The organism is Delftia lacustris (genome assembly GCF_040267515.1).
GTDB classification, from domain to species: domain Bacteria; phylum Pseudomonadota; class Gammaproteobacteria; order Burkholderiales; family Burkholderiaceae_C; genus Comamonas; species Comamonas tsuruhatensis.
Window position 1 is genome coordinate 4944325 of the sequence record NZ_CP141274.1, and the last position, 22001, is coordinate 4966325.

Here is a 22001-nt window from a genome sequence, read left to right on the forward strand (position 1 = left end):
CGCTGACACACCATGGACACCACCAAGCCCCAGGAAGACCTCCAGAACCAGGCTGCCGCCAATGCGGCCGCCCTCGCATCGGGCGATGCGCGCGAGATCACGCTCGACGTGCCGCTCAAGCGCCCCGGCGGCGACCTGGCCCGGGTGCTGGTGCGCCGCCCCAATGCCGGCGCGCTGCGCGGCCTGTCGCTGGTCGAGCTGCTGCACATGAACGTGACCGCGCTGCAGACCCTGCTGCCGCGCGTGACCGAGCCCATGCTGCACAAGGCCGAGGTGCTGCAGCTGGACCCCGCCGACCTGGTGACCCTGGGTACGGAGGTGGCCTCTTTTTTGGTGCCGAAGGCTCAGAGGGAGCAATTCCCGAGCGCGTAGAGGACGCCATGGCCGACCTGGCCATGGTCTTCCACTGGCGGCCGGCGGACATGGAGGACATGTCGCTGGCCGAACTCGGCCAATGGCATGAGCGGGCGCGCGAGCGCTACGAAAGCCAGGACTGAGCCAGGACTGAGCACCACCCCCACTCCATCGCCCGCCTCTCGCCCCTCTCTTGCACGCCCCTTGCCCATGACCTCCACCCAACGCCAACACCGCACCGGCCAGGGAGCCCTCCATGGCCGTTGACACCCTGCGCCTGGACGAGGTGCTCAAGCAGGCCGAGCGCGTGCACCAGCCCCTGGCGCTGCTGGGCAGAACCAGCAGCAACACGGCCCGGGAACTCAAGGAAACGGTCGACCAGTTGAAGAAGCTGCAGCAGCAGCAAGCCCAGCTGGGCGACTACCGCGCGCTGCGCAGCGGCCTGGCCGACACCACGGCACGGCTGCGCGGCGCGCGCCAGCAGATGGCCCAGCTGCGGCTGGAATCGGGCGCGGGCGAGCAGCCCTCGCGCGCCATGCTGCGCGCGCTGCGTTCGGCCCAGGTCGAGGAAGAGCGCCTGGCGCTGCTGCGCGCCACGCAGCGATCGCGCCTGATGGACATGCGCGAAGGCCTGCGCGGCGCGGGCGTGGACACGGGCAACCTGTCCGCGCACGAGCGCAAGCTGCACAACGACATCCGCGCCACCACGGCCCAGATGGAAAAGCAGCGCAAGGTGGTGGCACCGGCCGCCCAGCGGCTGGAGAGGATCGACGCCCTGCGCGAGCAGAGCAAGACCCTGGCCGATCGCGGCCAGGCGCTGCGCGAGACGGGCGGCAAGATGCTGGCGCCCGTGCGCGCCGTGAGCCAGGCCTTCATGACCGACGACCAGGCCGCCGCACAGCTGCGCGCCACCATGGCGGGCAGCAACGGCAAGCCGGGCGCCGATTACCAGCAGGTGCTGGACATGGCCAAGAGCCTGGGCACCGACATGCCCGGCAGCACGGCCGACTACATCGTGATGATGAACCAGCTGCAGCGCCAGGGCGTGTCCTCGCAGGATGTGCTGGGCGGCGTGGCCCGGCAGGCGGCCAACCTGGGCGCGGTGCTGAACATGCCCGCCAAGGAGGCCGGCGAGTTCGCGGCGCAGCTGCAGCAGGCCACCCGCGCAAGCGCGGGCGACATGGCCGCACTGGCCGACACGGTGCAGCGCACCTCCCACCTGGGACTGGACCCCACAGGCATGGTCAAGGGCCTGGACGCCATCGGCAAGGCCCTGCCGCAGCTGGGACAGCAGGGCGCAAGATCGGGGCAGATGTTCGCGCCGCTGCTGCTCATGCTCAACGACGCCAGCATCAGCGGCGAGGCCGCCGGCAAGGCCGTGGGCAACCTGGTCAAGAACTCCATGGACCCGGCCAAACTGGGCCAGGTCAACAAGATGCTCGCGGGCCAGGGCGTGTCGCTGGACTTCAAGGACGCCAGCGGCAAGTTCGGCGGCACCGAGCAGATGATGGCCCAGCTGCAAAAGCTGCAGAGCCTGGGCAGCGACAAGCTGCGCGCCGCTGCGCTGGACAAGCTGGCGGGCGGCGATGCGCAGACGCGCAAGGCCCTGGAGGCGCTGCTCCAGCAGGGCCCGGGCGGCTACCAGCAGATCGCCTCCCAGCTCAAGTCACAGGCGGATCTGGATGGGCGCGTGGCCATCCTGAAGGACTCGGTCTCGGCCCAATACGAGTCCGTCAAGGACAGCTACAACGGCCTGTTGAGCGACATGGGCTCGACCATCGAGTCCGACCTCAAGGCCGTGCTGGGCACGCTGCGCGAGATGACCGAAGGCATGCGTGCCTGGGTCAAGGAGCATCCCCAGATCGTGCAGTGGACGCTGCGCATCGTGGCCGTGCTGGGCCTGCTGGTGGCAGGCGTCGGCGTGGTGAGCAGCGTGCTGTTCGGCCTGCTGGCGCCGCTGCTGCTCACGCGCACCGTGTTCGGCCTGCTGGGCGCGGCCATGGGCGCAGGCAGCGGCGCCTTGGGCGTGCTCAGGCGCGGCCTGGCGGCCGTGGTCCTGTCGCTGGGCATGATGGGCGGCGGCGGCAGTGCCATGGGCCTGTTGGCCGGCGGCTTGCGCATGGCCAGCAACGCTGCGGGCGTGCTCAGGCGCGGCGTGGGCGCCGTGGTCCTGTCCCTGTCCATGATGAGCGGCGGTGGCGGAGCCATGGGTCTGCTGTCGGGAGGCTTGCGCATGGCCAGCAACGCTGCGGGCGTGCTCAGGCGCGGGCTGGGAGCCGTGGTCCTGTCGCTGGCCATGATGGGCCGCGGCGCTGCCATGGGCAGCATAGGCACCGCCCTGGCCGGCGCGGGCCGCGCTGCAGGCCGCATCTTCGGCGGCGGTGCAGGCAAGGGCCGTGCGGGCGCCGTCATGGGCCTGCTGGGTGCCGGCCTGGGTGCCGCAGGCGCCGTCGGCGGTGGCCTGGGCGGTAGTCTGGGTGGTGCAGCCGCATCGCTGATGGGCCTGGTGCGCATGACACCCATGGGCCGGCTGGCAGGCGGCCTGATGGGCGCGGGCGGCTCGATCATGCAGAACTGGGACGGCCTTTCCACCGCCTTCAAGGCCGGCGACTGGAAGGGCGTCGGCGGCACGCTGCTGGACGCCGGCAAGGCCGGCCTCGATGGCGCCACGGGCGGCCTGTTCGGCGTGGTCTCTGACCTGGCCGGCAAGGGCATCAGCGGCCTGGCCTCGTCGGTGGGCTCATGGTTCAAGTCCGGCGATGCGTCGACACCCGACCAGGGCCGCGCCGGCGCACTGCGCCAGGGTGTCGCGGCTGCAGCCACGGCGGCCACGCTGGCCACGGGCGCCATGCCGGCCCTGGCCGACACGGGCGCCGTGCGCATCGACAGCCGCCCGCCGCTGGCCAGCGCCGCTGCTCCCGCGCCGGCACCGGCCCCGGTGGCCGGCGCCACCATCCATATCACCGTCAACGCTGCGCCCGGCCAGGATGCGCAGGCCATTGCCCGCGCCGTGGCCGCCGAGCTGGACCGCCGCGAAATGGCCAAGCGCTCCAGCGTGCTGTCGCAGCTGTCCGATATCGATTGAGGAGCATGAGCATGCTGATCACACTGGGCCAGTTTGCCTTCGGCATCGACACACTGGCATTCGACAAGCTGGTGCGCAGCAGCACCTGGCGCCACCCGAGCAACAGCCGCGTGGGCGCGCGCCCCGCCCGCCAGTCGCTGGGCCCAGGCGATGAAACGCTGGGCCTGACCGGCGTGCTCGCACCCGAGTTCCGGGGCACGGCCAAGTCGCTGGACGACCTGCGCGAAATGGCCGACCAGGGCAAGGCATGGGCCCTGGTGGGCGGCGAAAGCATCCTGGGCGCCTGGGTCATCGAGAGCCTGCAGCAGACCGGCACGCACTACACACCGGGCGGCAAGCCGCGCCGCATCGAGTTCGATCTCAAGCTGGCCCGCGTGGACGACCACCTGGCCGAAGGCGGCGGCGGCGTCGATCCCTGGCCCGATGACGACTTCTGGGAATGGTGGATCTGATGGCCACACAGGAATACCTGCACGCCAAGCCCCAGTACGAGATCGTCCTGGACGGGCGCAACATCACCAGCCAGGTGGACACGCGGCTGATGAACCTGACGCTGTCCGAATCGCGCGGCGAAGAGGCTGACAAGCTGGACATCACGCTGGACGACAGCGATGGGCGCCTGGCCCTGCCGGGCAAGGGATCCAAGATCGCGCTGAAGCTGGGCTGGGCCGGCCACGGCCTGGTCGACAAGGGCACCTACGAGGTGGACGAGGTGGAGCACCAGGGTGCGCCCGACAGAATCGTGGTGCATGCGCGCTCGGCCGAGCTCAAGCGCCAGCTGCGCACGCGCTCCGAGCACAGCTACCACAACAGCACGCTGGGCCAGATCGTGCGCAGCATTGCGCAGCGCAACGGCCTGCAGGTACGCGTGGACGCGCAGTTCGAGAACCTGCGCGTGGACCACATCGACCAGACCCACGAAAGCGACCTGAACTTCTGCAGCCGCCTGGCGCGGCAGTACGACGCCGTGTGTACGGTCAAGAAGGGCAAGCTGGCCTTCATCGCCATCGACAGCAAGATCACCGCCGGCGGCCAGACCGTGGAGGCCGCCACGCTCACGCGCGCCGAGGGAGACAGCCACGCCTACCACACGGCCGCGCGCAACGACTACAGCGGCGTTCGCGCGTACTGGAACGACGCGGATCGCGCCGAAAAACGCAGTGCCACGCAGGGCGCCGAAGACAACGAAAAGCGCCTGAAGGACACCTACGGCAGCGAGGCCGAGGCGCAGGCCGCCGCCAAGGCCGAGATGGGCCGCATCAACCGCGCCAAGGCCACCATGGGCCTGAAACTGGCGCTGGCGCGGCCCGACCTGATGCCGCAGACGCCGCTGAAGCTGCAGGGGTTCAAGGCGGAGATCGATGACACGCCGTGGCTGGTCGTCAAGATCCAGCACGAGCTGGGCGACGCCGGCTTCACCTCCAAGCTGACGCTGGAGACACGCGCCAAGTGAGCGAGAGGGGCGGGTAGAGCGCGTCCTGGAGCGGCCGGCGCAGGCCGTTCAGCGCGCGGCCAGGGTCGCCACGGCCATGATGGCGGCGCGGCCCGAATCGTCGGCCCGGCCGTAGCAATCGAGCAGCTCGCGCTCGTCGGGCGCCAGGGTCTGGACCGATGCGTTCGCATGCTGGCCCGTGACCACATACAGGACATCCACGCCCAGGCCCGCCATCACGGCCAGGGCGGCCGCATTGGGCGATTGCTCGCCCTTCTCCCAGGTGGCCAGGGTGCCGCGCGAGACGTCGCAGGCGTCGGCCATGGCGAGCTGCGCCACGTCCAGACGCAGACGCTCCTGCCTCAGCCTTTCACCGATGTGATCGAAATTTCTTCTATTCATCAATTGACATGCTCGAAATTTCGAGCAATGATGCAGTCAGCGTGTAACCAAACCATCCAAACCATCCCAAATACTACATGACAGCCATGCACTCCCCCAGAGCCGTGCCCGGTATCCCTGCGGATCCGGTGCTTCATGACAGGCCCGTGCCACTGCGCATGACGGCATCCGAACGCGAACGCCACGCCCGCTATGCCAGCCGTGAAAGCCGCAGCGCCTCCAACTTCGCGCTGAAGCTGTACCGCATGGGCATGCAGCAGTACGAGCAGCAGATGCCGCCGCTGCCCCAGGCCGATCAGGCGCGATAGCCACCCGCGCCGACCTGTTCACCGCCTTGTCTTCGATCCCAACTGCCCCCAGGAGCCTGCCATGCGCATGATGTGCCCCCACTGCAACGAACACGCCTACACCCGCACCAGCCTGCAGCTGACCAGCACCAGCCGCGAGACCATCTTCCAGTGCCGCAACTTCGAGTGCGGCCATGTGTTCTCGGCGGTCACCGAGATCAACCGCACCATCAGCCCCAGCGCCATCCCCAACCCCATGGTGATTCTGCCGATGAGCACGCACATCAAGCGCAAGCTGCTGCAGACCCAGCTGGACGCCATGCCGTCCTCGCAATACGAAGGCACAGCGCACCGCGCAGCCCAGGCGGCCGAATCCGCCCAATCCACCGAAGGCGCGCGCAGCTAGCGCGGCCGGGGCGCCTTCGCCGCTCCTGACGGCGCCCCACCCGGCGCGCGGGCAGCCCGCCTGCACCGCCGCCACCCCACCCCCTTTCCCGCAACCTGCGGAGCCTGCATGAAGGCCCTGCGGGATGCGCTCACCCTGAAACGACCTGGACAGACCATGAAGCTCGGCGACCTGCGCCTTTCCGATCTGATGCGACTGCTGCAGGCAGACGATGCGCCCGCGCCCGAATACCGGCCCGAATACCGGCCCGTGGACCCGCCCGCACTGCCCGAGGCCTACCAGCGCCTGAGCGTCAGGGACTGCCGCATCCGCCTGCGCGAGCTGCAGCGCGAAGCCGCGCAGCGCGCCTCCAACGGCCGCTCGGGCAGCGCCGAAAGCCGCGAATGGGCGGGCCTGGCCAGCCACTACCGCATGGCCCTGGTGCTGCTGGCGGGCATAGACGGCGAGATCGAGGAGCTGGCCCTGCGCGACTGGCGCGAAATGCCGCCGCCCGAGCGCGACGCCATCCGCCGCCAGATCCGAGCGCTGCGCACCTGCCTGCTGCCGCTGCGCGCGCTGGCCCTGAGGACCTGAGCCCATGTCCGTCCTGCTCGCCGCCAAATCCACCGGCCGCAGGCTGCGCACCGCCAGCCTGCAGCAATGGGACCAGCACAAGCCCCGCCCCCACATGGTCCAGCGCGCCATGCAGGCGCTGGAAAAAGCCTTGCCGCCGCAGTGGCTGCAGCCCATAAAGCTGCTGGGCCTGGGCGACTGGCAAAAGGGCGCGCAACACGCCAACGGCCAGCCCGAATGGGCTGCCTGCCACGACGCGCTGGCCGCCATTGACGACTTTGCCAGCCGCCACGGCCGTGCGGCCGAGTGGAACCTGGACGACTACGAGATCTGCCAGATGGCCAGGCGCCTGAGCGACGAAGTCGGTGAGCTCGACGCCGGCGCCCAGGCCCAGAACATGGACCTGGCCGCACGCGTGGACCTGGTTCGGCTGATGCTGCGCATGCTGGGCCTGCAGGAAAGCACGCCGCTGGCCGGCGAGCCCGCCATCCGCCGCGCGCTGGACGCGGCCTGGTGGCGCCGCATGCTGCGCCGCCACGTCACGCGCACCGTGGAGGCCGGCGCCGTCAAGCTGGGCATCGTCAACCGCAGCGCCGGCGGCTATGCCAGCAACGCCACCGTGCGCCGGCGCACCGCGCAGATCGAACGCAACGCCCGCGCGCTGGAGCGCAGCCTCTACCGAAACGAGGCCGGCCAAGTCTTCACCCTGGCCGAGCTGGCCGCGCTGTCGCCGGCCAACCCCGTGATCCGTGGCGGCGAGCTGATGACGCGCATCCGCGGCGCAGAGGAATATGCCGACGCGCGCAGCCATGTCGGCCTCTTTCTCACGCTGACGGCGCCCAGCCGCTTTCACGCCGTCACGCTGGGCAGCGGCGGCCGGCCGCGCCCCAATCCCCATTACGACGGCCACAGCACGCCGCGCGATGCCCAGCTGTGGCTGCGCACCATGTGGGCGCGCGTGCGATCGCACCTGGGCCGCCAGCGCATCGCCATGTACGGCATCCGCGTGGCCGAGCCGCACCATGACGCCACGCCGCACTGGCACGCCCTGGTCTGGGCCGAGTGCGAGGAGCACGCCCAGCACATCGAGGCCGCCATCCGCAAATGGTGGCTCAGCGAAGATGGCGACGAGCGCGGCGCCCAGCGCAACCGCGTCAACGTCAAGCGCATGACCGGCGGCGGCGCTGCCGGCTACGTGGCCAAGTACATCGCCAAAAGCGTGGGCCATGCGGCCCTGGCCGACCACCTGGACGTGGTGCAGGGCCGCCTGTGGGATGTGGAGCAGGGCGGCATGCCCGGCCACCGCCGCGTGGACGCCTGGGCCGCCTGCTGGGGCATTCGCCAGTTCCAGGCCGTGGGCATGCCCAGCGTCTGCGTCTGGCGCGAGCTGCGCCGTGTCAGCAAGGACCAGGTCGAACAGATCCGTATCGACGGCGACAAGGCCAGCTGGAAGGCCTGGGGCGCCAGCCACCGCCACGGGCCCGACATCCCCGCCGACTGGCGCCGCTACATGGAAGCCATGGGCGGCCACTGCCTGGCCCGCGACCGCTGGCACCTGCGCATGGCACGCCGCCCCGTGCCCGCCGGCGCCGTCAACCAATACGGCGAGGCCATCGCGCCCGGCTGCGGCCGCGTGGTGGGCCTGGAAACCCGGCGCGGCCAGTGGCTGGTCTCGCGCCGCATCGCCTGGCGCAGCGTGGCGCGCGCCACGCTGGAGTTCCAGGAAACCCAAGGTGCAGAAAGCGCCGAGGGTGCCGAGGTCGCCGACGTGGCCCCGCCCGCCCTGCCCGCCCGCGCGCCACTGGCGCGCGCTTGGACTGGTTTCAATAACTGTACGGCCCGGCTCACGGGCCACACGCTGCGCGCCCTCATCGGCCGCGGCGGGCACCAGCGCGAGGACCGGGCCAACCCGTCCGAGCCCGATTCGGGTGCCGATTCCGCGCCCGATTCCGTGCTGCACCGCCCCGCATCCGGCGCCACGCCACCCAACCACCCGTTCTTTACCAGCTGATCCACCCCAGGAGGACCCACCATGCACCACAACATCACCGCCCTGCGCAGCTACCGCGCCACCCTCATCCCCCACGGCGTGGACGCCGCGCATCTGGATCAACTGGCCGACGCCCGCCTGCTGCCCGTGCTGCGCCTGAAGGCGGCCAGCGCCAGCCACGCCCAGGCCTGCGCCCTGCTGGCCAGCGGCCGGCCCGTTCTGCGAGTCGAGCGAGTTGAACGTGTGGAGCGCAAGAAGGCAGGCAAGTCCATCACGCCGCGCCAGGCCTGATCAAGCACCCCAGCACCGGACACGACATCGGAGAACACCGCAATGACGCAACAGAACATGGAACTCTTTCACAGCGCCCCGCGCCTGGACACCCAGGGCATCGCCAACTACCTGGGCCTGAGCCGCGAGCACGTCACCGCGCGCCTGACCAAGCGCCCGGACTTTCCCAAGCCCTTCATCAACGCCAGCCGCCGCATCCGCTACTGGCGCATGGCCGACGTCAAGGCCTGGGCCGAGGGGCGCCGGTGAGCAGGCACCAGGCCATCGCCGTGCGCTCAGTGATCGCTGCCCGCAAGAAAACGGCGTGCCTGGTCGCGCGCCCCGTCGAAGATCTGCCGGGCCATAGGCTGCGGCACGCTGGCCGGCAGGCGCGGCTGCAGCCGGTCGATGGCGCCGTCCAGCGCCTCGACCATCTCCACCATGCTCTCCCACAGGCCTGCGATGCGCGTGGTCTCGGCCAGGGCCTTCCAGTGGCGGCGCTGGATCTCGCCCAGGCGGTAGTGGCGGCTGCGCCCCGGCAGGGCCATGGCCATCCTGGCGCGCTGGCGGGCAATCTTGCCGTGGCCGTGACCGATGATGGGCCAGGCCGACAGCACGTCGTACAGCGGTGTCATCTCATAGCCGCCGCCCGGCTGCAGGAACACCGAGAAATTCTTGGCATGCCCGTCCGTGGCCGCCAGCAGCCAGAACGCCAGCTGGGCCATCACGAAGCGGGCGCAATCCTGGGCAGGCTCGCTGCCATGCTGCAGCACCTGCAGGCACTGCAGCATGCCGGGCCCGCCGTGAGTCTCGTACTTGCTGGCGCTGGCAACGCCGCGCACCTGGCAGAAGTCTTCCTGCGGCAGGCGCGCAATCCAGCCCTGCGCCGTCCAGGCGCGATCAAAGCGCTCCACGCACAGCACCTGCTGCCCGCCAAAGGTCTCGATGCTGCTGTCGGCCACGGCAAAGCCCAGCTCGGCCAGCAGGCGGGCGCACAGCCACTCATTGGCCACTGACTCGCTCAGGTCGTAGTGCCAGTGCGGCACCACGCCGATGGCCGGCTTCAGGATATGCGTGGTCGGCGTCGCACCCAGCGGGCGGCACCACTGGCCGCCATGGCGCAGCACCGCCGTCTTCTCCTGCGCACCGGCAATGGACAGCCGGAACTCCTGGTCCACCTCCAGCGCGCCAAACCCGCCACCCAGGCTGGCCAGGTGCTCGGCAATCTGCGCCTCGCTCAGCGGCTCGAAGCGCACCTGGTCAAAACCGTCGGGCACGGCCCCCTCGGGCAGCAGCTGCACGGCACCCACGCAATCGCGGCCAATGGCCTCCAGCAGCGAAAACGCATCGATCCCGCGCAGCCCGAAGCGCTGGTGAATGCGCCGGCGAATGCCCTCGCCGTCCGGCAGCAGGTTGTCGAAATAGTGGGCCACCACCTCGCCCGCCACCGTCAGGTCGCGGGTGAAGGGCATGGACAGTGACAGCGGCCGCGCATGCGCGCTCTGCGGCCAGGCCGGGTCATAGGCGAACACATGGCGGCCCGTGCGCGTGACCTCCCAGGTGCCCACCCGCTCCCCATTCATCCAGACGCCCAGCGCCGCCATCACCAGGACCCTTTCGGCTTGCGGTCCTGCCAGTGCGGCGGCAGCGCCTGCGGCTTGAAGGCCACGGGGCGGTCGGCAGGCTTGCGGGGTACGTTGTCACCCGCGTACGGTTGTGGAGCGGGCTCAGCCACCCTCAACGCAGCAGGCACAGGCGCAGGCACAGGCACAGGCACAGGCATAGGTGCAGACGCAGGAGAAGCCACCGCATCCGCCCTGGGCCGCATGAGCAGATCGGCATCCAGCAGTTGCAGGATCTCCATCAGCTGGCGCACGCTGATGGCGGCCGGATCACGCTCTATCGCCGCCACACGCGACTGGGACACGCCCAGCCGCTGTGCCAGTTGAGCCTGGCTCACGCCGGCGGCCTTGCGCAGCGACTTCAGGTGCAGCGCAAGCTGATCGGGCAGTTGCAACAGGTGGTCCATGGTGTTCTCCTGGCCAGGGCATTCAAAATATCATCTCAAGATGATGAATTGAAATTATCACTCTAGAATAATATTGTCAAGATATCATATTGGAGTGATATTTCTGGCAGCCATCCTGCCTACAACCGTGCCGCGATGTCCTCGGCCGTCTCCCGGTAATAGGTATTGAACAGCTCGTTGATATCCACGTGGCCGCTGATGCGGGCCAGCGTCATCACATCCACGCGCTTGCTCAGCCAGGTCAGCGCCGTGGCGCGCAGGTCATGGAAGCGCAGGCCCTGCACCATCACCCGGTCGCGCAGCTTGCGGTAGAGCGTGTCGCGGCTGGCGTCGCTGATGGTCCAGTAGGCGTCGCGCCCGGCAGCCTCGGCGGCGGCGTCCAGCACGCGCAGCAGGCGCACGGCACGGCGCGTCAGCGGCACATGGCGCTCGCCCACCTTGGCCTCGGTCTTGTGGTGCGGCAGGTGGTAGACCCGGCGCTTGAGATCCACATTGCTGCGGCCCATGCTCAGGATCTCGCCGCTGCGCATGGCCGTGTGCAGGGCCACCAGCATGGTCCAGGCCGTCTGCTCCATGGCGGTGACAGGCGCCAGGCGCGGCGAGACATTGGCCGAGCGCAGCATGCGCCGCACCTCGCTCCACTGCCCCGTGCGCCGGCGCGCATGGGACTTGGCCGGCAGCTTGATCTCGGGCCAGGGGCTCTTGCCCACCCATTTCCACTGCTTGACCGCCAGCGTCCAGATGGGACGGAACTGCTGCGCCTCGCGCAGCACGCTGGCGCCAGAGACCTGCTGCAGCCGCGCATCGCGCCAGCGCGCCAGGTCGTCGCCCGTGATCTCGTGGAACACCTTGGCCGCCAGCTCGGGGAACTCGCGCAGCCAGGCATCAAAGCGCAAATGGTCGGCCCGCGCCGTGCTGGCCGTCTTTTTGTCGGTGACCTCGCGCCGATAGCGCTCCACCGCCTCGGCCAGCGTGCGCCGCGGAAACTCCCCGCGCGCGCCGGCCAGAATGGCCGCCTCCTCGGCCACGGCCCAGCCCTGCGCCTCGGCCTTGGTCGCCCGCGTGGCGGTGCGCCGAATACCCGCACGCTCCACCTCGGCCCGCCAGCCGTTCTTCACCTTCCGGAAATACGCCATCCCATCTCCTGCTGCACGCGCGGGATCACAAGCGGGATCTGCGCGGGATTGTGATGTGATTTTGCGCTGTTTTGTGCCGGTTTCAACCCGTTCCGTTTTGCAGCGGAGACCCAGAAAAAAAGCCCGCCTCCTCTACAGGAAGCGGGCTTGAGCAGTGTTCGCCGCAGTTGAGCGGCGTTGGTGCGTGGTGCGCGGGGGGGGACTCGAACCCCCACACCATTGCTGGCGTCAGGACCTAAACCTGGTGCGTCTACCAATTTCGCCACCCGCGCTGGTTCTTGGGGGAGCCGCCTGCGCGGCGGCTCCTAGGTCAGGGCGCAGATTCTAGCCGCAATTGCGGGGTGCATTGCCATACCCCGGATTTGAGCGGCGGCCTCTGCGTTTCCGCCACCTCAATGCGTGGGCTCGCGGCGCACGCGGAACACGGCGGCGTACATGGCCGGCAGCGCCAGCAGTGTCAGCACGGTGGCCACGATCAGCCCGCCCATGATGGCCACGGCCATGGGGCCCCAGAACACGCTGCGCGACAGCGGGATCATGGCCAGCACGGCGGCAGCGGCCGTCAGCACGATGGGGCGCAGGCGGCGCACGGCGGCTTCGATGATGGCGTCCCAGGCCGGCACGCCGCGCGCGCGGTCGGTCTCGATCTGGTCGATCAGGATCACCGAGTTGCGCTGGATCATGCCCATCAGCGCCACCACGCCCAGCAGCGCCACGAAGCCGAAGGGCCGGCCCAGCAGCAGCAGCGCCGCCGCCACGCCGGGAATGCCCAGCGGCCCGGTGATGAACACCAGCAGTGAACGGCTGACACTGCGCAGTTGCAGCATGAGCAGCGTGAAGGTGAGGAACAGCATCACGGGCACACCAGCGACGATGGCGTCCGAGCCCTTGGAGCTTTCCTCCACGGCGCCGGCCACATCGATGCGGTAGGCCGTGTCGCCCGCGGCATGCCAGCGCGCCTCGATCTCGCGCAGGCCCGGCAGCAGCGCATGGGTCAGCGTTGCGCCCTGCAGGCCCTCGCGCACATCGCCCTGCACGGTGATGGCGAACATGCGCTTTTCTCGCCACATCACGCCGGGCTCCCAGACCATCACGGGCTTGGCGATCTGCGTGAGCGGGATCGACTTGCCCGATGCCGTGGGCAGGTAGGCGTTGGCGATGTCGGTGATGGCGTCGCGCTCCGAATACGGCGTGCGCAGCACGATGTCGATGAGCTTGTCACCCTCGCGGAACTGGCCCACGGTGGAGCCGCTGAGCATGACGCGGGCCGCCTGGGCGATGGCCTGGCTGCTCACGCCCAGGGCGCGCGCCTTGTCCTGGTCCACCTCCAGGCGCACGGCCTTGACGGACTCGTTCCAGTTGTCGTTGACGCCGCGCATGTCGGCGTTGGCGATCATGGCCTGCTTGACCTCGTCGGCATAGGCACGCAGCTTTTGCGGATCGGTGCCGGAGACGCGGAACTGCACCGGATAGGGCACGGGAGGCCCGTTGGGCAGCAGCTTGACGCGGCCGCGCACTTCGGGGAACTCCTGGGCCAGCAGCGCCGGCAGCGCCTTGCGCAGACGCTCGCGTGTGGGCAGGTCCTGGGCGACCAGGATGAACTGCGAGACGTTGTTCTGCGGGAACACCTGGTCCAGCGGCAGGTAGAAACGCGGCACGCCCGAGCCTACCCATTCGCTGACCGTGCGCACGCCGTCGAGCTTCATGAAGCGCTCTTCCACGCGGCGCGTGACGGCCTCGTTGGCGGCCAGCGACGTGCCTTCGGGGAACCAGATGTCCACCAGCACCTCGGGTCGGCTGGAATCCGGGAAGAACTGCTGCTGCACGCGCGACATGCCCACCAGGCCCAGCGCGAAGACCAGCACCGTGATGGCGATGGTCAGCCAGCGGTGCGTCACGCACCAGTTCACGGCGCGCCGGAAGCGGTTGTAGAACGGGCTGTCGAAGACCTCATGCTCGGCTGAGGACGCATTGAGGTTGGTCTCCTCGATGGGCACCTCGCCCGAGGCCACCTCGGGCGGCAGCGTGGCCGCGTGCGGCGGGCGCTTGAGCAGCAGCATGCCCAGGTAGGGCACGAAGTACACCGAGGCGAACCAGCTGAGCACCAGCGCAATCACCGTCACCGCGAAGATGGCGAAGGTGTACTCGCCCGTCATGGACTTGGCCATGCCGATGGGCAGGAAGCCCGCCGCCGTGATCAGCGTGCCGGTCAGCATGGGCTTGGCCGTGATCTCGTAGGCAAAGGTGGCGGCGCGGTACTTCTCGTAGCCTTCCTCCATCTTGCGCACCATCATCTCCACCGCAATGATGGCGTCGTCCACCAGCAGGCCCAGCGCGATGATCAGCGAGCCCAGCGACACCTTGTGCAGGCCGATGTTCCAGTACCACATGGCCAGGAAGGTCGCGGCCAGCACCAGCGGGATCGTGATGGCCACCACCAGGCCCGGGCGCGGATCGATGTACCAGCGCTTCCACAGCGGCTGGTGGCCCTCGCGCTTGTGCAGGCCCAGGCTGATGAAGCTCACGGCCAGCACCACCACCACGGCCTCGATCAGCACCTGCAGGAATTCGTTGACCGAGTCGGCCACGGCCTTGGGCTGGTCCTGCATGTTGGCCAGCTCCACGCCAGCCGGCAGCGTGCGCGCGATGTCGCCCACGGCGCCGCGCAGGGACTTGCCCAGGCGGATGATGTCGCCGCCCTTGGTCATGGACACGCCCAGCGCAATCGTCTCGCGCCCCTGGTGGCGCACCTTCACATTGGCCGGATCGGCATAGCCGCGGCGGATCTCGGCGATATCGCCCAGGCGCAGCTGCGCGCCCGATGCGCCGCGGATGGGCATGGCGCGCAACTCGTCCACCGCCAGGAACTGGCCGGCCACGCGCACCTGCACGTCCTCGCGCGGCGTCTGCAGCACGCCTGCGCCCTCGATGGCGTTTTGCTGGCCCAGCTGGCCCAGCACCTGGTTCATGTCCAGGCCCAGCTGCGACAGGCGGCGCTGCGACAGCTCGATGTAGACCTTCTCGTCCTGCACGCCGAACAGCTCGACCTTGGCCACATCGGGCACGCGCAGCAGCTGCTGGCGCACGTCGTCGGCCATGGTCTTGAGCTCGGCGTAGCTGAAGCCGTCGGCCTGCAGGGCGTAGATCACGCCATAGACATCGCCGAACTCGTCATTGAAGAACGGCCCCTGCACGCCCTGCGGCAGGGTGTAGCGCATGTCGCCGATCTTCTTGCGCACCGTGTACCACAGCTGCTGGACATCGCCGGGGCGCGAATTGTCCTTGAGCTGGAAGATGATCAGCGACTCGCCGGGCTTGGAGTAGCTGCTGATCTTGTCGGCGTAGGGCACCTCCTGCAGCGTACGCTCGATCTTGTCGGTGACCTGCTCGGCCATCTGCTGCGCCGTGGCGCCCGGCCAGTTGGTGCGCACCACCATGGCGCGGAAGGTGAAGGGCGGGTCTTCGTCCTGCCCCAGCTGGAAGTACGAGGCAAAGCCCAGCAGCAGCAGCACGACCATGAAATAGCGCGTCAGCGCCACATGGTCCAGCGCCCAGCGCGAAAGATTGAAGTGCCCGCCCTGCGGCGCCTTGTGCTTGGGCCCGCTCATTGGGCCGCTCCGCTGGACGCAGCACCTGCGGAAGCTGCGGCACCTGCGGCGGCAGGCGCCTGTGCCGGCTGCTGCGTCTTGTCATACCGGTCCTGATAGACCGTGACCTTCTGCCCGGGCGTGAGCACATGCACGCCGGCGGCCACCACCTGCATGCCGGGCGTCAGGCCGGCGGCAATCACGGCCTCGTTGCCATCGGCCGTGGCCAGTTGCACGGGCTGCAGCTTCACCGTGCTGCTGGCGGCATCGAACACCCACACGGCCGTGCCCTGGCCGCCGCCGCCTTCCTGGCGCAGCGCCGTGGTGGGCAGCTTGATCACGGGCTGGCCCGTGGGGCCCATGCCCTCGGGCAGCGCATGGACCGTCGCGCCCAGCGGCGGCACGGCGGCCGCATCCGACGCGGGCAGTGCCACCTTCACCTGGTAGGTGCGCGTGACCGGATCGGCACTGGCCGCCACCTCGCGCACCTGGCCCTGCAGCGGCTGCATGCCGGCCGACCACGGGCGCACATTCACTTTCTGGCCCACGCGGATGGCGCCGCGCTTGTCTTCGGGCACCACGAACACCACGTCGCGCGGGCCGTCCTGGGCAATGCGCACCACGGGCGAGCCGGCCGACACCACCTGGCCGGGCTCGGCGTCTATGCCTGTCACCACGCCGGGCACATCGGCCAGCAGTTGGGCATAGGCCTCCTGGTTGCTCTGCGATGCCAGCTGCGCCTTGGCCTGGTCCAGCGTCGCCTGGGCGGACTTGAGCGTGGCCTCGCGCCGCTCCAGCTCCGCACCGCTGATGAAGTTCTGCGCCTTCAGCTGCGAGTAACGCCTCACATCGGCGGCGGCAAGATCGCGCTGCGTGGTCGCGGCCGTCACCTGGGCGCGCGCGGCGTCAGCTCCCAGCCGGTAGTCGCTGGCATCGAGCCGCGCCAGCAACTGGCCTGCCTGCACGTGCTGGCCCAGTTCCACCTCGCGGCGCACGAGCTTGCCGGCCACGCGAAAGCCCAGGCGCGACTCTATGCGCGCGCGCACCTCGCCCGCGTATTCCAGTTGCGTGTCCAGCGCGCCCACGCCTACGGTGAGCAGCTTGACGGCGCGCACCGGCTCGGGCGGCGGCTCGGCCTTGGAACAGGCGCCCAGCGCCAGCGCGGCGGCCAGGCACAGAGGGGCAAGAAGAAGATGGCGCGGCAAAGCGGGCGCGGCAGGGTTCGATGGCAAGTCGGGCATGTGGATCCGGGAGGGCTGGTGCGAAAAGCGGCTGCGGGCTGCAAGATCCGGGCAACATGCCGCGGCAGCTGGCTGGCGCCGTTTACTGACTGACGGGTTAGTAATTTAGGAGAAGCCCTTGAGCCCGTCAAGTGAAATGCATGGCCTTGCGCGCAGCATCGACAATCGGCCACCGTGAAGTCCACCGCTCCCACCCTGCCCGCCTCCCCCGCCCCGGTCACGCACTACGAGAACTTTCCCGTGGCGTCCTGGCTGTGCCCGCCCCGCTTGCGCCCGCCGATTGCCGCGCTCTACCACTTCGCACGCACTGCAGACGATCTGGCCGACGAGGGCGACGCCACGCCGTCCGAGCGCCTGGCTGCGCTGGCCGCCTACCGTGCCGACCTGATGGCGCTGGGCACCGAAGGCGAGGCCTCCATGCTCGCCCGCACGGCCTGGCCTCTTGTCTTTGCAGGGCTGGCGCCGCAAGTACGCGCCCACCAGCTGCCGCTGGCGCTGATGGACGATCTGCTCAGCGCCTTCGCGCAGGACGTGCGCAAGACCGAATCCGGCGCCACCTACGCCGACCGCGCCGAGCTGCTCGAGTACTGCCGCCGCTCGGCCAACCCCGTGGGCCGGCTGCTGCTGCATCTGTACGGGGTGGATGATGCCGAATCGCTGGCCCGCAGCGACGCCATCTGCACCGCCCTGCAGCTGATCAATTTCTGGCAGGACTTCAGCGTGGACCTGCCACGCCAGCGCCACTACCTGACCGATGCCGACTGCGCCGCCCATGGCGTGCGGCGTGAAGACCTGCGCGCCGAGCCCGCTGCACTGACCCCTGCCGTGCGCGCACTGCTGGCCGAGCAGTCGGCCTGGGCGCGTGCACTGATGCAGTCCGGCGCACCGCTGGTGCACCGCCTGCCGGGCCGCATCGGCTGGGAGCTGCGCCTGGTCGTGCAGGGCGGGCTGCGCATCCTGGACAAGGTCGATGCGCTGCAGGGCGCCAGCCTCTACCGCCGCCCCACCGTCGGCAAGGCCGATGCGCCGCTGCTGCTGTGGCGCGCCCTGCGCATGTGATGGCGGGCCGGCCGTTGCGACACCCAGGCTTTGGCTCCCAGCCGTCCATGGGACAATCCGGCCCCATATGAATCCGGATCAGTACGTCCAAGACAAGGCTGCCGCCTCGGGCAGCAGCTTTTACTACGCCTTCCTCTTCCTGCCGCGCGAGCGCCGTGCCGCCATCACCGCCTTTTATGCGTTCTGCCGCGAAGTGGACGACGTGGTGGACGAAGTCTCCGACCCCGGCGTGGCCGCCACCAAGCTCGGCTGGTGGCAAAACGAAGTGCACCAGGCCTTTGCAGGCAAGCCCTCGCATCCCGTGATGCGGGCGCTCATGCCGCACGCCCCGGTCTACGGCATCGAGGAGCGCCACCTGCAGGCGGTCATCGACGGCTGCCGCATGGACCTGGAGCAGACCCGCTACCTGGACTTCCAGGGCCTGACCCGCTACTGCCACCTGGTCGCAGGCGTGGTCGGTGAAGTGGCCGCGCGCATCTTTGGCCAGACACAGGAAGAAACCACCGCCTACGCCCACAAGATGGGTCTGGCCTTCCAGCTGACCAACATCATCCGCGACGTGGGCGAGGACGCCATGCGCGGACGCATCTACCTGCCCATCAGCGAGCTGCAGCAGTTCGACGTCAAGGCGCATGAGATCACCAAGCGCGAATACTCCGACCGCTTCACCGCGCTGATGCGCTTTCAGGCCGAGCGCGCCCACCGCCTCTACGACGAGGCCCTGGCCTTGCTGCCCGCGGCCGACCGCCGCACGCAAAAGCCCGGCCTGATGATGGCCAGCATCTACCGCACCCTGCTGCGCGAGATCGAGGCCGACGACTTCCGCGTGCTGCACCAGCGCATCAGCCTGCCGCCACTGCGCAAGCTCTGGCTGGCCTGGAAGATGCAGGCGCTGGGGCGCATGGCGCGGTGAGCAGAGACAGCTCCAAAGACAAGCCGCGCGCCGCCATCCTCGGCGGAGGCTGGGCCGGCTTCGCGGCCGCCCTTGCGCTGGCGCGCAGCGGCTGGCACATCACCCTGCACGAGGCCGCACGCGAGCCCGGCGGCCGTGCGCGCGGCATGGACCTCGACACGCCACAGGGCCCGCTGCGCGTGGACAACGGCCAGCACATCCTCATCGGTGCGTACACCGAAAGCCTGCGCCTCATGCGCGAGGTGGGTGTGGACCCTGAACGGGCGCTGCACCGCCAGCCCATGGCCCTGCCCTACGCCGATGGCAGCGGCCTGCGCTTTCCCGACTGGCCTGCGCCGCTGGATGCGCTGGCCGGCATTGCCACCGCACGCGGCTGGAGCCTGGGCGAGCGTGCAGCCCTGCTGGCGCGTGCCGTGCGCTGGCGGCTGGCGGGCTTTCGCTGCGTGCCGCAAGCCACCGTGGCCGACCTGTGCGCCGGCCTGCCGCAGCGCCTGGTCAGCGAGTTCATCGACCCGCTGTGCATCTCGGCGCTCAACACACCCATTCACCTGGCCAGCGGCACGGTGTTCCTTCGCGTGCTGCGCGATGCGCTGTTCAGCGGCAGTGGCGGCTCGCATTTCCTGGTGCCGCGCCGTGACCTGGGCAGCCTGTTCCCCGCGCCGGCCGCGCAGTGGCTGCAAGAGCGCGGCCACGCCGTGCGCCTGGGCAGCCGCGTGGCCGAACTGCAACCCCAGGGCCCGCACTGGACGCTGGGCGCAGCCCAGGGCGAAGACGCGCCCTTCGACGCCGTGCTGCTGGCCTGCCCCGCACCCGAGGCCGCGCGCCTGGCACTCACCGCCGCCGAGCACGACAGCCTGCCTGCACGCGACGGCATAGCCCTGCAGCGCTGGGCGCAGCTGGCCCAGGACCTGCAGCACCGCCCCATTGCCACCGTCTATGCGCAGACCGGCGATCCCTCCCACACCTTGCCCCCGGGCGCGCCCTGGCTGGCGCTGCGCTCCACGCCCGATGCGCCTGCGCAGTTCGTCTTCGACCGGGGGCAACTCGGCGGCCCTCAGGGCCTGATGGCCTTCGTCATCAGCGACAGCGCATCGGACCGCGACACCCTGCAGGCCCAGGTGCTGGCCCAGGCACGGGCGCAGTTGGGCTGGCATGGACTGGTTGCGCTGCGCACCGTGATCGACAAGCGCGCCACCTTCGCCTGCCTGCCCCAACTTCAGCGGCCCGGCCTGGAGCTGGGCCACGGCCTGTGGGCCTGCGGCGATCATGTGGACGGGCCGTATCCGGCCACCATCGAAGGCGCCGTGCGCAGCGGCATGCAGGCTGCCGAGGCCGCAGCCGCAGCCCATCGCACAGCACACACCGACTGACCCCCGGGTATCTCCGTAGCCTGCGGACCCCGGTTTGACAGCAGATTGACAGCCGCCAGCGCCACCATCGCTGGCGCCGCATCTGCTGCGGACCATCCACTACAACGATATCCAGGAGACCAGACATGCCTTCGCGCGACTTTCTTCACCACGCAGACCTGCCCCCGCTCAGCCGCCGCCAACTGCTGGCCGGCACGGGCGCCATGGCCCTGTCTGGTCTGCTGCCTGCGGCCGCGCTGGCGCAGGACGCCTGGCCCACGCGCCCCATCCGCTTTGTCGTGCCCTTTGCGCCGGGCGGCAGCTCGGAAATCGTGGCGCGCTCCACGGCGGCCGAGCTGTCCAAGACCCTGGGCCAGAACGTCTTCGTGGATAACAAGCCCGGCGCGGCCGGCAACATCGCCATGCAGGAAGTGGCGCGCGCCGATGACCAGAGCACCGTCATCCTGGGCCACATCGGCACGCTGGCCGTCAATCCCTACATCTTCGACAAGCTGCCCTACGACGCCAACAAGGACTTCCAGCCCGTCAGCCTGCTGGCCAAGGTGCCCAGCCTGTACGTGGTCCACCCCGATGTGCCGGTCAAGAACCTGCGTGAACTCATCGCCTACGCCAAGAAAAAGCCGGGCCAGCTCAGCTACGGCTCGGCCGGCAATGGCAGCGCCGGGCACCTGGCCTTCGAGTACCTGAAGATGACGGCCGAGATCTTCATGCTGCACGTGCCCTATCGCGGCACGGGGCCCATGATGACGGACCTGATGTCGGGCCGCCTGGACGCTGCCTCGGTCGGCGCTGCCGCCCTGCTGCCCTTCATCAAGGCAGGCAAGGTGCGCTGCATCGCCACGGGATCGACCCAGCGCCTGCCCCAGTTGCCCGACGTGCCCACCGTGGCCGAGCAGGGCTTCCCGGGCTTCGAGATGACGCAGTGGTACGGCATGCTCGCCCCCTCCAGCATGACCAAAGCCCACGTGGACAAGCTGGCCGCCGAGTGCGCCAAGGCCGTCAAGGCGCCGGACGCGCTCAAGCGCCTGCAGGGCGATGCGGCCGAGCCCATCGGCAGCACGCCCCAGCAGTTCGCGCAGTTCATTGCCTCCGAGCAGACACGCTGGCAGAAAGTGCTCAAGCGCGCCCAGGTCAAGCCGGACTGAGCGCACACGGACTGACACTCCCAGGTACAGGCGCAGGCCCCGGCATCAGCTGGCCGGGCCAGCCTTCTCGGCCATGGCGCGCAACACGCCCTGGCTGGCCTTTTGCACATGCTCGGCGCTCAGGCGCGCAGCCTGGTCCGCGTCGCCCTGCTCTATTGCCGTCACGATGGCATCCAGCTCGGCCAGCGTCTGCGGCAGGCGCCCGGGCTGGGACATGGAGATGCGCCGCAGCACCGTCACGCGGTTGTTCAGCTGCCGCAGCATCTGGCCGGCCACCAGATTGCCGCAGCCCTCGATCAGGACGTCGTAGAACTGGTTCTTGATCGCCAGCAGGGCCACCTTGTCGCTGGCCACGGCGGGCACTGCCAGCTCGCCCAGCTTGGCGCGCAGCGCGGCGCGCTGGCCTGCCGAGGCATGCAGCGCAAAGCCCCGGCTGGCCAGGCCCTCCAGGCTGGCCCGCACCTCGTAGATATCGCGCACTTCCTGCACCGAGATGTCCGTGACCTCGGGACCCCGGTGCGGAACGATGGTGATCAGCCCCTCGGCCTGCAGGTGCTGCAGGGACTCGCGCAGGCACGAACGGCTCACATCAAGGCTCTCGCACAGTTCGCGCTCGGACAGCTTCTGGCCCGGCGCAAACACGCCATCGAGGATGGCCGTGCGCAGGGTCTGCGTCGTGCGCTGGCGCAGCGACGTTTCTTCGCGGGGGACACGCAGCATCTGGTTCATGGGACGAATCCTAC

Annotated in this window: 22 protein-coding genes and 1 tRNA gene; 15 read left to right on the forward strand and 8 right to left on the reverse strand. The window is 69.5% G+C overall.

Features of this window, described 5'->3' with window-relative positions; translation table 11 throughout:
• The first annotated feature begins 12 nt into the window (after positions 1-12).
• The 5 genes from U6958_RS24140 to U6958_RS24160 all read left to right on the forward strand — a co-directional run bounded on the left by U6958_RS24140 (position 13) and on the right by U6958_RS24160 (position 4892).
• Positions 13-372 (forward strand): phage tail assembly protein, encoded by a 360-nt coding sequence (locus tag U6958_RS24140; protein WP_012204507.1) that lies wholly within the window; start codon positions 13-15, stop codon positions 370-372.
• Positions 373-380: 8 nt separating this feature from the next.
• A complete protein-coding gene (locus U6958_RS24145; RefSeq protein ID WP_012204506.1) occupies positions 381-497 on the forward strand; it encodes a GpE family phage tail protein in 117 nt (38 codons plus the stop codon).
• 113 nt (positions 498-610) lie between these two features.
• The gene (locus U6958_RS24150) at positions 611-3439 is read left to right on the forward strand and encodes a phage tail tape measure protein (protein ID WP_074923269.1); all 2829 of its coding nucleotides are present in this window, start codon (positions 611-613) and stop codon (positions 3437-3439) included.
• A gap of 11 nt (positions 3440-3450) precedes the next feature.
• Positions 3451-3891, forward strand: coding sequence for a phage tail protein (locus U6958_RS24155; protein WP_012204504.1), 441 nt, complete (start codon positions 3451-3453; stop codon positions 3889-3891).
• On the forward strand, positions 3891-4892 hold the full coding sequence (locus tag U6958_RS24160; protein WP_074923285.1) for a contractile injection system protein, VgrG/Pvc8 family: 1002 nt from the start codon (positions 3891-3893) through the stop codon (positions 4890-4892). The genes U6958_RS24155 and U6958_RS24160 overlap by 1 nt, the downstream gene beginning before the upstream one ends.
• Before the next feature lie 48 nt (positions 4893-4940).
• Here the strand turns inward: U6958_RS24160 and U6958_RS24165 are convergent, their stop codons facing one another.
• The gene (locus tag U6958_RS24165) at positions 4941-5273 is read right to left on the reverse strand and encodes a helix-turn-helix domain-containing protein (RefSeq protein WP_012204502.1); all 333 of its coding nucleotides are present in this window, start codon (positions 5271-5273) and stop codon (positions 4941-4943) included.
• Positions 5274-5359: 86 nt separating this feature from the next.
• On the opposite strand from U6958_RS24165, the gene U6958_RS24170 reads away from it, so the two are divergent.
• The 6 genes from U6958_RS24170 to U6958_RS24195 all read left to right on the forward strand — a co-directional run bounded on the left by U6958_RS24170 (position 5360) and on the right by U6958_RS24195 (position 9048).
• The gene (locus U6958_RS24170; protein ID WP_224986487.1) at positions 5360-5581 is read left to right on the forward strand and encodes a hypothetical protein; all 222 of its coding nucleotides are present in this window, start codon (positions 5360-5362) and stop codon (positions 5579-5581) included.
• Between the two features lie 61 nt (positions 5582-5642).
• Complete coding sequence (locus U6958_RS24175) at positions 5643-5966, forward strand: ogr/Delta-like zinc finger family protein (RefSeq protein WP_074923268.1); 324 nt, start codon at positions 5643-5645, stop codon at positions 5964-5966.
• Between the two features lie 108 nt (positions 5967-6074).
• Complete coding sequence (locus U6958_RS24180) at positions 6075-6539, forward strand: hypothetical protein (protein WP_070080536.1); 465 nt, start codon at positions 6075-6077, stop codon at positions 6537-6539.
• Between the two features lie 4 nt (positions 6540-6543).
• On the forward strand, positions 6544-8529 hold the full coding sequence (locus tag U6958_RS24185; protein ID WP_074923267.1) for a replication endonuclease: 1986 nt from the start codon (positions 6544-6546) through the stop codon (positions 8527-8529).
• A gap of 21 nt (positions 8530-8550) precedes the next feature.
• On the forward strand, positions 8551-8799 hold the full coding sequence (locus tag U6958_RS24190) for a hypothetical protein (protein WP_074923266.1): 249 nt from the start codon (positions 8551-8553) through the stop codon (positions 8797-8799).
• Between the two features lie 42 nt (positions 8800-8841).
• On the forward strand, positions 8842-9048 hold the full coding sequence (locus U6958_RS24195) for an AlpA family transcriptional regulator (protein WP_012204496.1): 207 nt from the start codon (positions 8842-8844) through the stop codon (positions 9046-9048).
• Positions 9049-9074: 26 nt separating this feature from the next.
• On the opposite strand, the gene U6958_RS24200 is transcribed toward U6958_RS24195, so the two are convergent.
• The 6 genes from U6958_RS24200 to U6958_RS24225 form a co-directional block, all read right to left on the reverse strand.
• Positions 9075-10382 carry a type II toxin-antitoxin system HipA family toxin gene (locus U6958_RS24200; protein ID WP_074923265.1) on the reverse strand — a complete coding sequence of 436 codons (1308 nt, stop codon included), beginning with the start codon at positions 10380-10382 and terminating at the stop codon, positions 9075-9077.
• Positions 10382-10807: a helix-turn-helix domain-containing protein gene (locus U6958_RS24205; protein WP_074923264.1), complete on the reverse strand. Its 426-nt coding sequence runs from the start codon at positions 10805-10807 to the stop codon at positions 10382-10384. Before U6958_RS24205 ends, U6958_RS24200 begins: the two co-directional genes overlap by 1 nt.
• A gap of 119 nt (positions 10808-10926) precedes the next feature.
• Complete coding sequence (locus tag U6958_RS24210) at positions 10927-11943, reverse strand: tyrosine-type recombinase/integrase (RefSeq protein ID WP_074923263.1); 1017 nt, start codon at positions 11941-11943, stop codon at positions 10927-10929.
• A 185-nt stretch (positions 11944-12128) separates the two neighbouring features.
• Positions 12129-12215 (reverse strand) — tRNA-Leu (locus U6958_RS24215).
• A gap of 120 nt (positions 12216-12335) precedes the next feature.
• Positions 12336-15551, reverse strand: a complete 3216-nt coding sequence (locus U6958_RS24220; RefSeq protein ID WP_016449589.1) for an efflux RND transporter permease subunit — start codon at positions 15549-15551, stop codon at positions 12336-12338.
• Complete coding sequence (locus U6958_RS24225; protein WP_074923879.1) at positions 15548-16771, reverse strand: efflux RND transporter periplasmic adaptor subunit; 1224 nt, start codon at positions 16769-16771, stop codon at positions 15548-15550. The genes U6958_RS24220 and U6958_RS24225 overlap by 4 nt, the downstream gene beginning before the upstream one ends.
• Positions 16772-16945: 174 nt before the next feature.
• Here U6958_RS24225 and hpnC point away from each other — a divergent pair, with 174 nt between their 5' ends.
• The 4 genes from hpnC (at position 16946) to U6958_RS24245 (ending at position 21258) form a co-directional block, all read left to right on the forward strand.
• The gene (hpnC, locus tag U6958_RS24230; protein WP_074923876.1) at positions 16946-17830 is read left to right on the forward strand and encodes a squalene synthase HpnC; all 885 of its coding nucleotides are present in this window, start codon (positions 16946-16948) and stop codon (positions 17828-17830) included.
• Positions 17831-17897: 67 nt separating this feature from the next.
• A complete protein-coding gene (gene hpnD, locus U6958_RS24235) occupies positions 17898-18743 on the forward strand; it encodes a presqualene diphosphate synthase HpnD (protein ID WP_012204489.1) in 846 nt (281 codons plus the stop codon).
• Positions 18740-20113: a hydroxysqualene dehydroxylase HpnE gene (gene hpnE / locus U6958_RS24240; RefSeq protein WP_074923872.1), complete on the forward strand. Its 1374-nt coding sequence runs from the start codon at positions 18740-18742 to the stop codon at positions 20111-20113. Before hpnD ends, hpnE begins: the two co-directional genes overlap by 4 nt.
• Positions 20114-20238: 125 nt before the next feature.
• Positions 20239-21258, forward strand: coding sequence for a tripartite tricarboxylate transporter substrate binding protein (locus tag U6958_RS24245; protein WP_074923869.1), 1020 nt, complete (start codon positions 20239-20241; stop codon positions 21256-21258).
• A gap of 45 nt (positions 21259-21303) precedes the next feature.
• Here U6958_RS24245 and U6958_RS24250 read toward each other — a convergent pair whose 3' ends face one another.
• Positions 21304-21987, reverse strand: a complete 684-nt coding sequence (locus tag U6958_RS24250; protein ID WP_074923867.1) for a GntR family transcriptional regulator — start codon at positions 21985-21987, stop codon at positions 21304-21306.
• Positions 21988-22001: the final 14 nt, after the last annotated feature.

What these genes read in the sequence shown, in the direction of transcription:
- U6958_RS24165 (WP_012204502.1), bottom strand. Translation starts at nt 5,273, where the DNA reads ATGAATAGAAGAAATTTCGATCACATCGGTGAAAGGCTGAGGCAGGAG.
- hpnD (WP_012204489.1), top strand. Translation starts at nt 17,898, where the DNA reads ATGAATCCGGATCAGTACGTCCAAGACAAGGCTGCCGCCTCGGGCAGC.
- U6958_RS24190 (WP_074923266.1), top strand. Translation starts at nt 8,551, where the DNA reads ATGCACCACAACATCACCGCCCTGCGCAGCTACCGCGCCACCCTCATC.
- U6958_RS24180 (WP_070080536.1), top strand. Translation starts at nt 6,075, where the DNA reads ATGAAGGCCCTGCGGGATGCGCTCACCCTGAAACGACCTGGACAGACC.
- U6958_RS24200 (WP_074923265.1), bottom strand. Translation starts at nt 10,382, where the DNA reads ATGGCGGCGCTGGGCGTCTGGATGAATGGGGAGCGGGTGGGCACCTGG.
- U6958_RS24185 (WP_074923267.1), top strand. Translation starts at nt 6,544, where the DNA reads ATGTCCGTCCTGCTCGCCGCCAAATCCACCGGCCGCAGGCTGCGCACC.
- U6958_RS24170 (WP_224986487.1), top strand. Translation starts at nt 5,360, where the DNA reads ATGCACTCCCCCAGAGCCGTGCCCGGTATCCCTGCGGATCCGGTGCTT.
- U6958_RS24250 (WP_074923867.1), bottom strand. Translation starts at nt 21,987, where the DNA reads ATGAACCAGATGCTGCGTGTCCCCCGCGAAGAAACGTCGCTGCGCCAG.
- U6958_RS24245 (WP_074923869.1), top strand. Translation starts at nt 20,239, where the DNA reads ATGCCTTCGCGCGACTTTCTTCACCACGCAGACCTGCCCCCGCTCAGC.
- U6958_RS24155 (WP_012204504.1), top strand. Translation starts at nt 3,451, where the DNA reads ATGCTGATCACACTGGGCCAGTTTGCCTTCGGCATCGACACACTGGCA.
- U6958_RS24150 (WP_074923269.1), top strand. Translation starts at nt 611, where the DNA reads ATGGCCGTTGACACCCTGCGCCTGGACGAGGTGCTCAAGCAGGCCGAG.
- U6958_RS24205 (WP_074923264.1), bottom strand. Translation starts at nt 10,807, where the DNA reads ATGGACCACCTGTTGCAACTGCCCGATCAGCTTGCGCTGCACCTGAAG.
- U6958_RS24195 (WP_012204496.1), top strand. Translation starts at nt 8,842, where the DNA reads ATGACGCAACAGAACATGGAACTCTTTCACAGCGCCCCGCGCCTGGAC.
- U6958_RS24210 (WP_074923263.1), bottom strand. Translation starts at nt 11,943, where the DNA reads ATGGCGTATTTCCGGAAGGTGAAGAACGGCTGGCGGGCCGAGGTGGAG.
- U6958_RS24145 (WP_012204506.1), top strand. Translation starts at nt 381, where the DNA reads ATGGCCGACCTGGCCATGGTCTTCCACTGGCGGCCGGCGGACATGGAG.
- U6958_RS24220 (WP_016449589.1), bottom strand. Translation starts at nt 15,551, where the DNA reads ATGAGCGGGCCCAAGCACAAGGCGCCGCAGGGCGGGCACTTCAATCTT.
- U6958_RS24225 (WP_074923879.1), bottom strand. Translation starts at nt 16,771, where the DNA reads ATGCCCGACTTGCCATCGAACCCTGCCGCGCCCGCTTTGCCGCGCCAT.
- U6958_RS24140 (WP_012204507.1), top strand. Translation starts at nt 13, where the DNA reads ATGGACACCACCAAGCCCCAGGAAGACCTCCAGAACCAGGCTGCCGCC.
- U6958_RS24160 (WP_074923285.1), top strand. Translation starts at nt 3,891, where the DNA reads ATGGCCACACAGGAATACCTGCACGCCAAGCCCCAGTACGAGATCGTC.
- U6958_RS24175 (WP_074923268.1), top strand. Translation starts at nt 5,643, where the DNA reads ATGCGCATGATGTGCCCCCACTGCAACGAACACGCCTACACCCGCACC.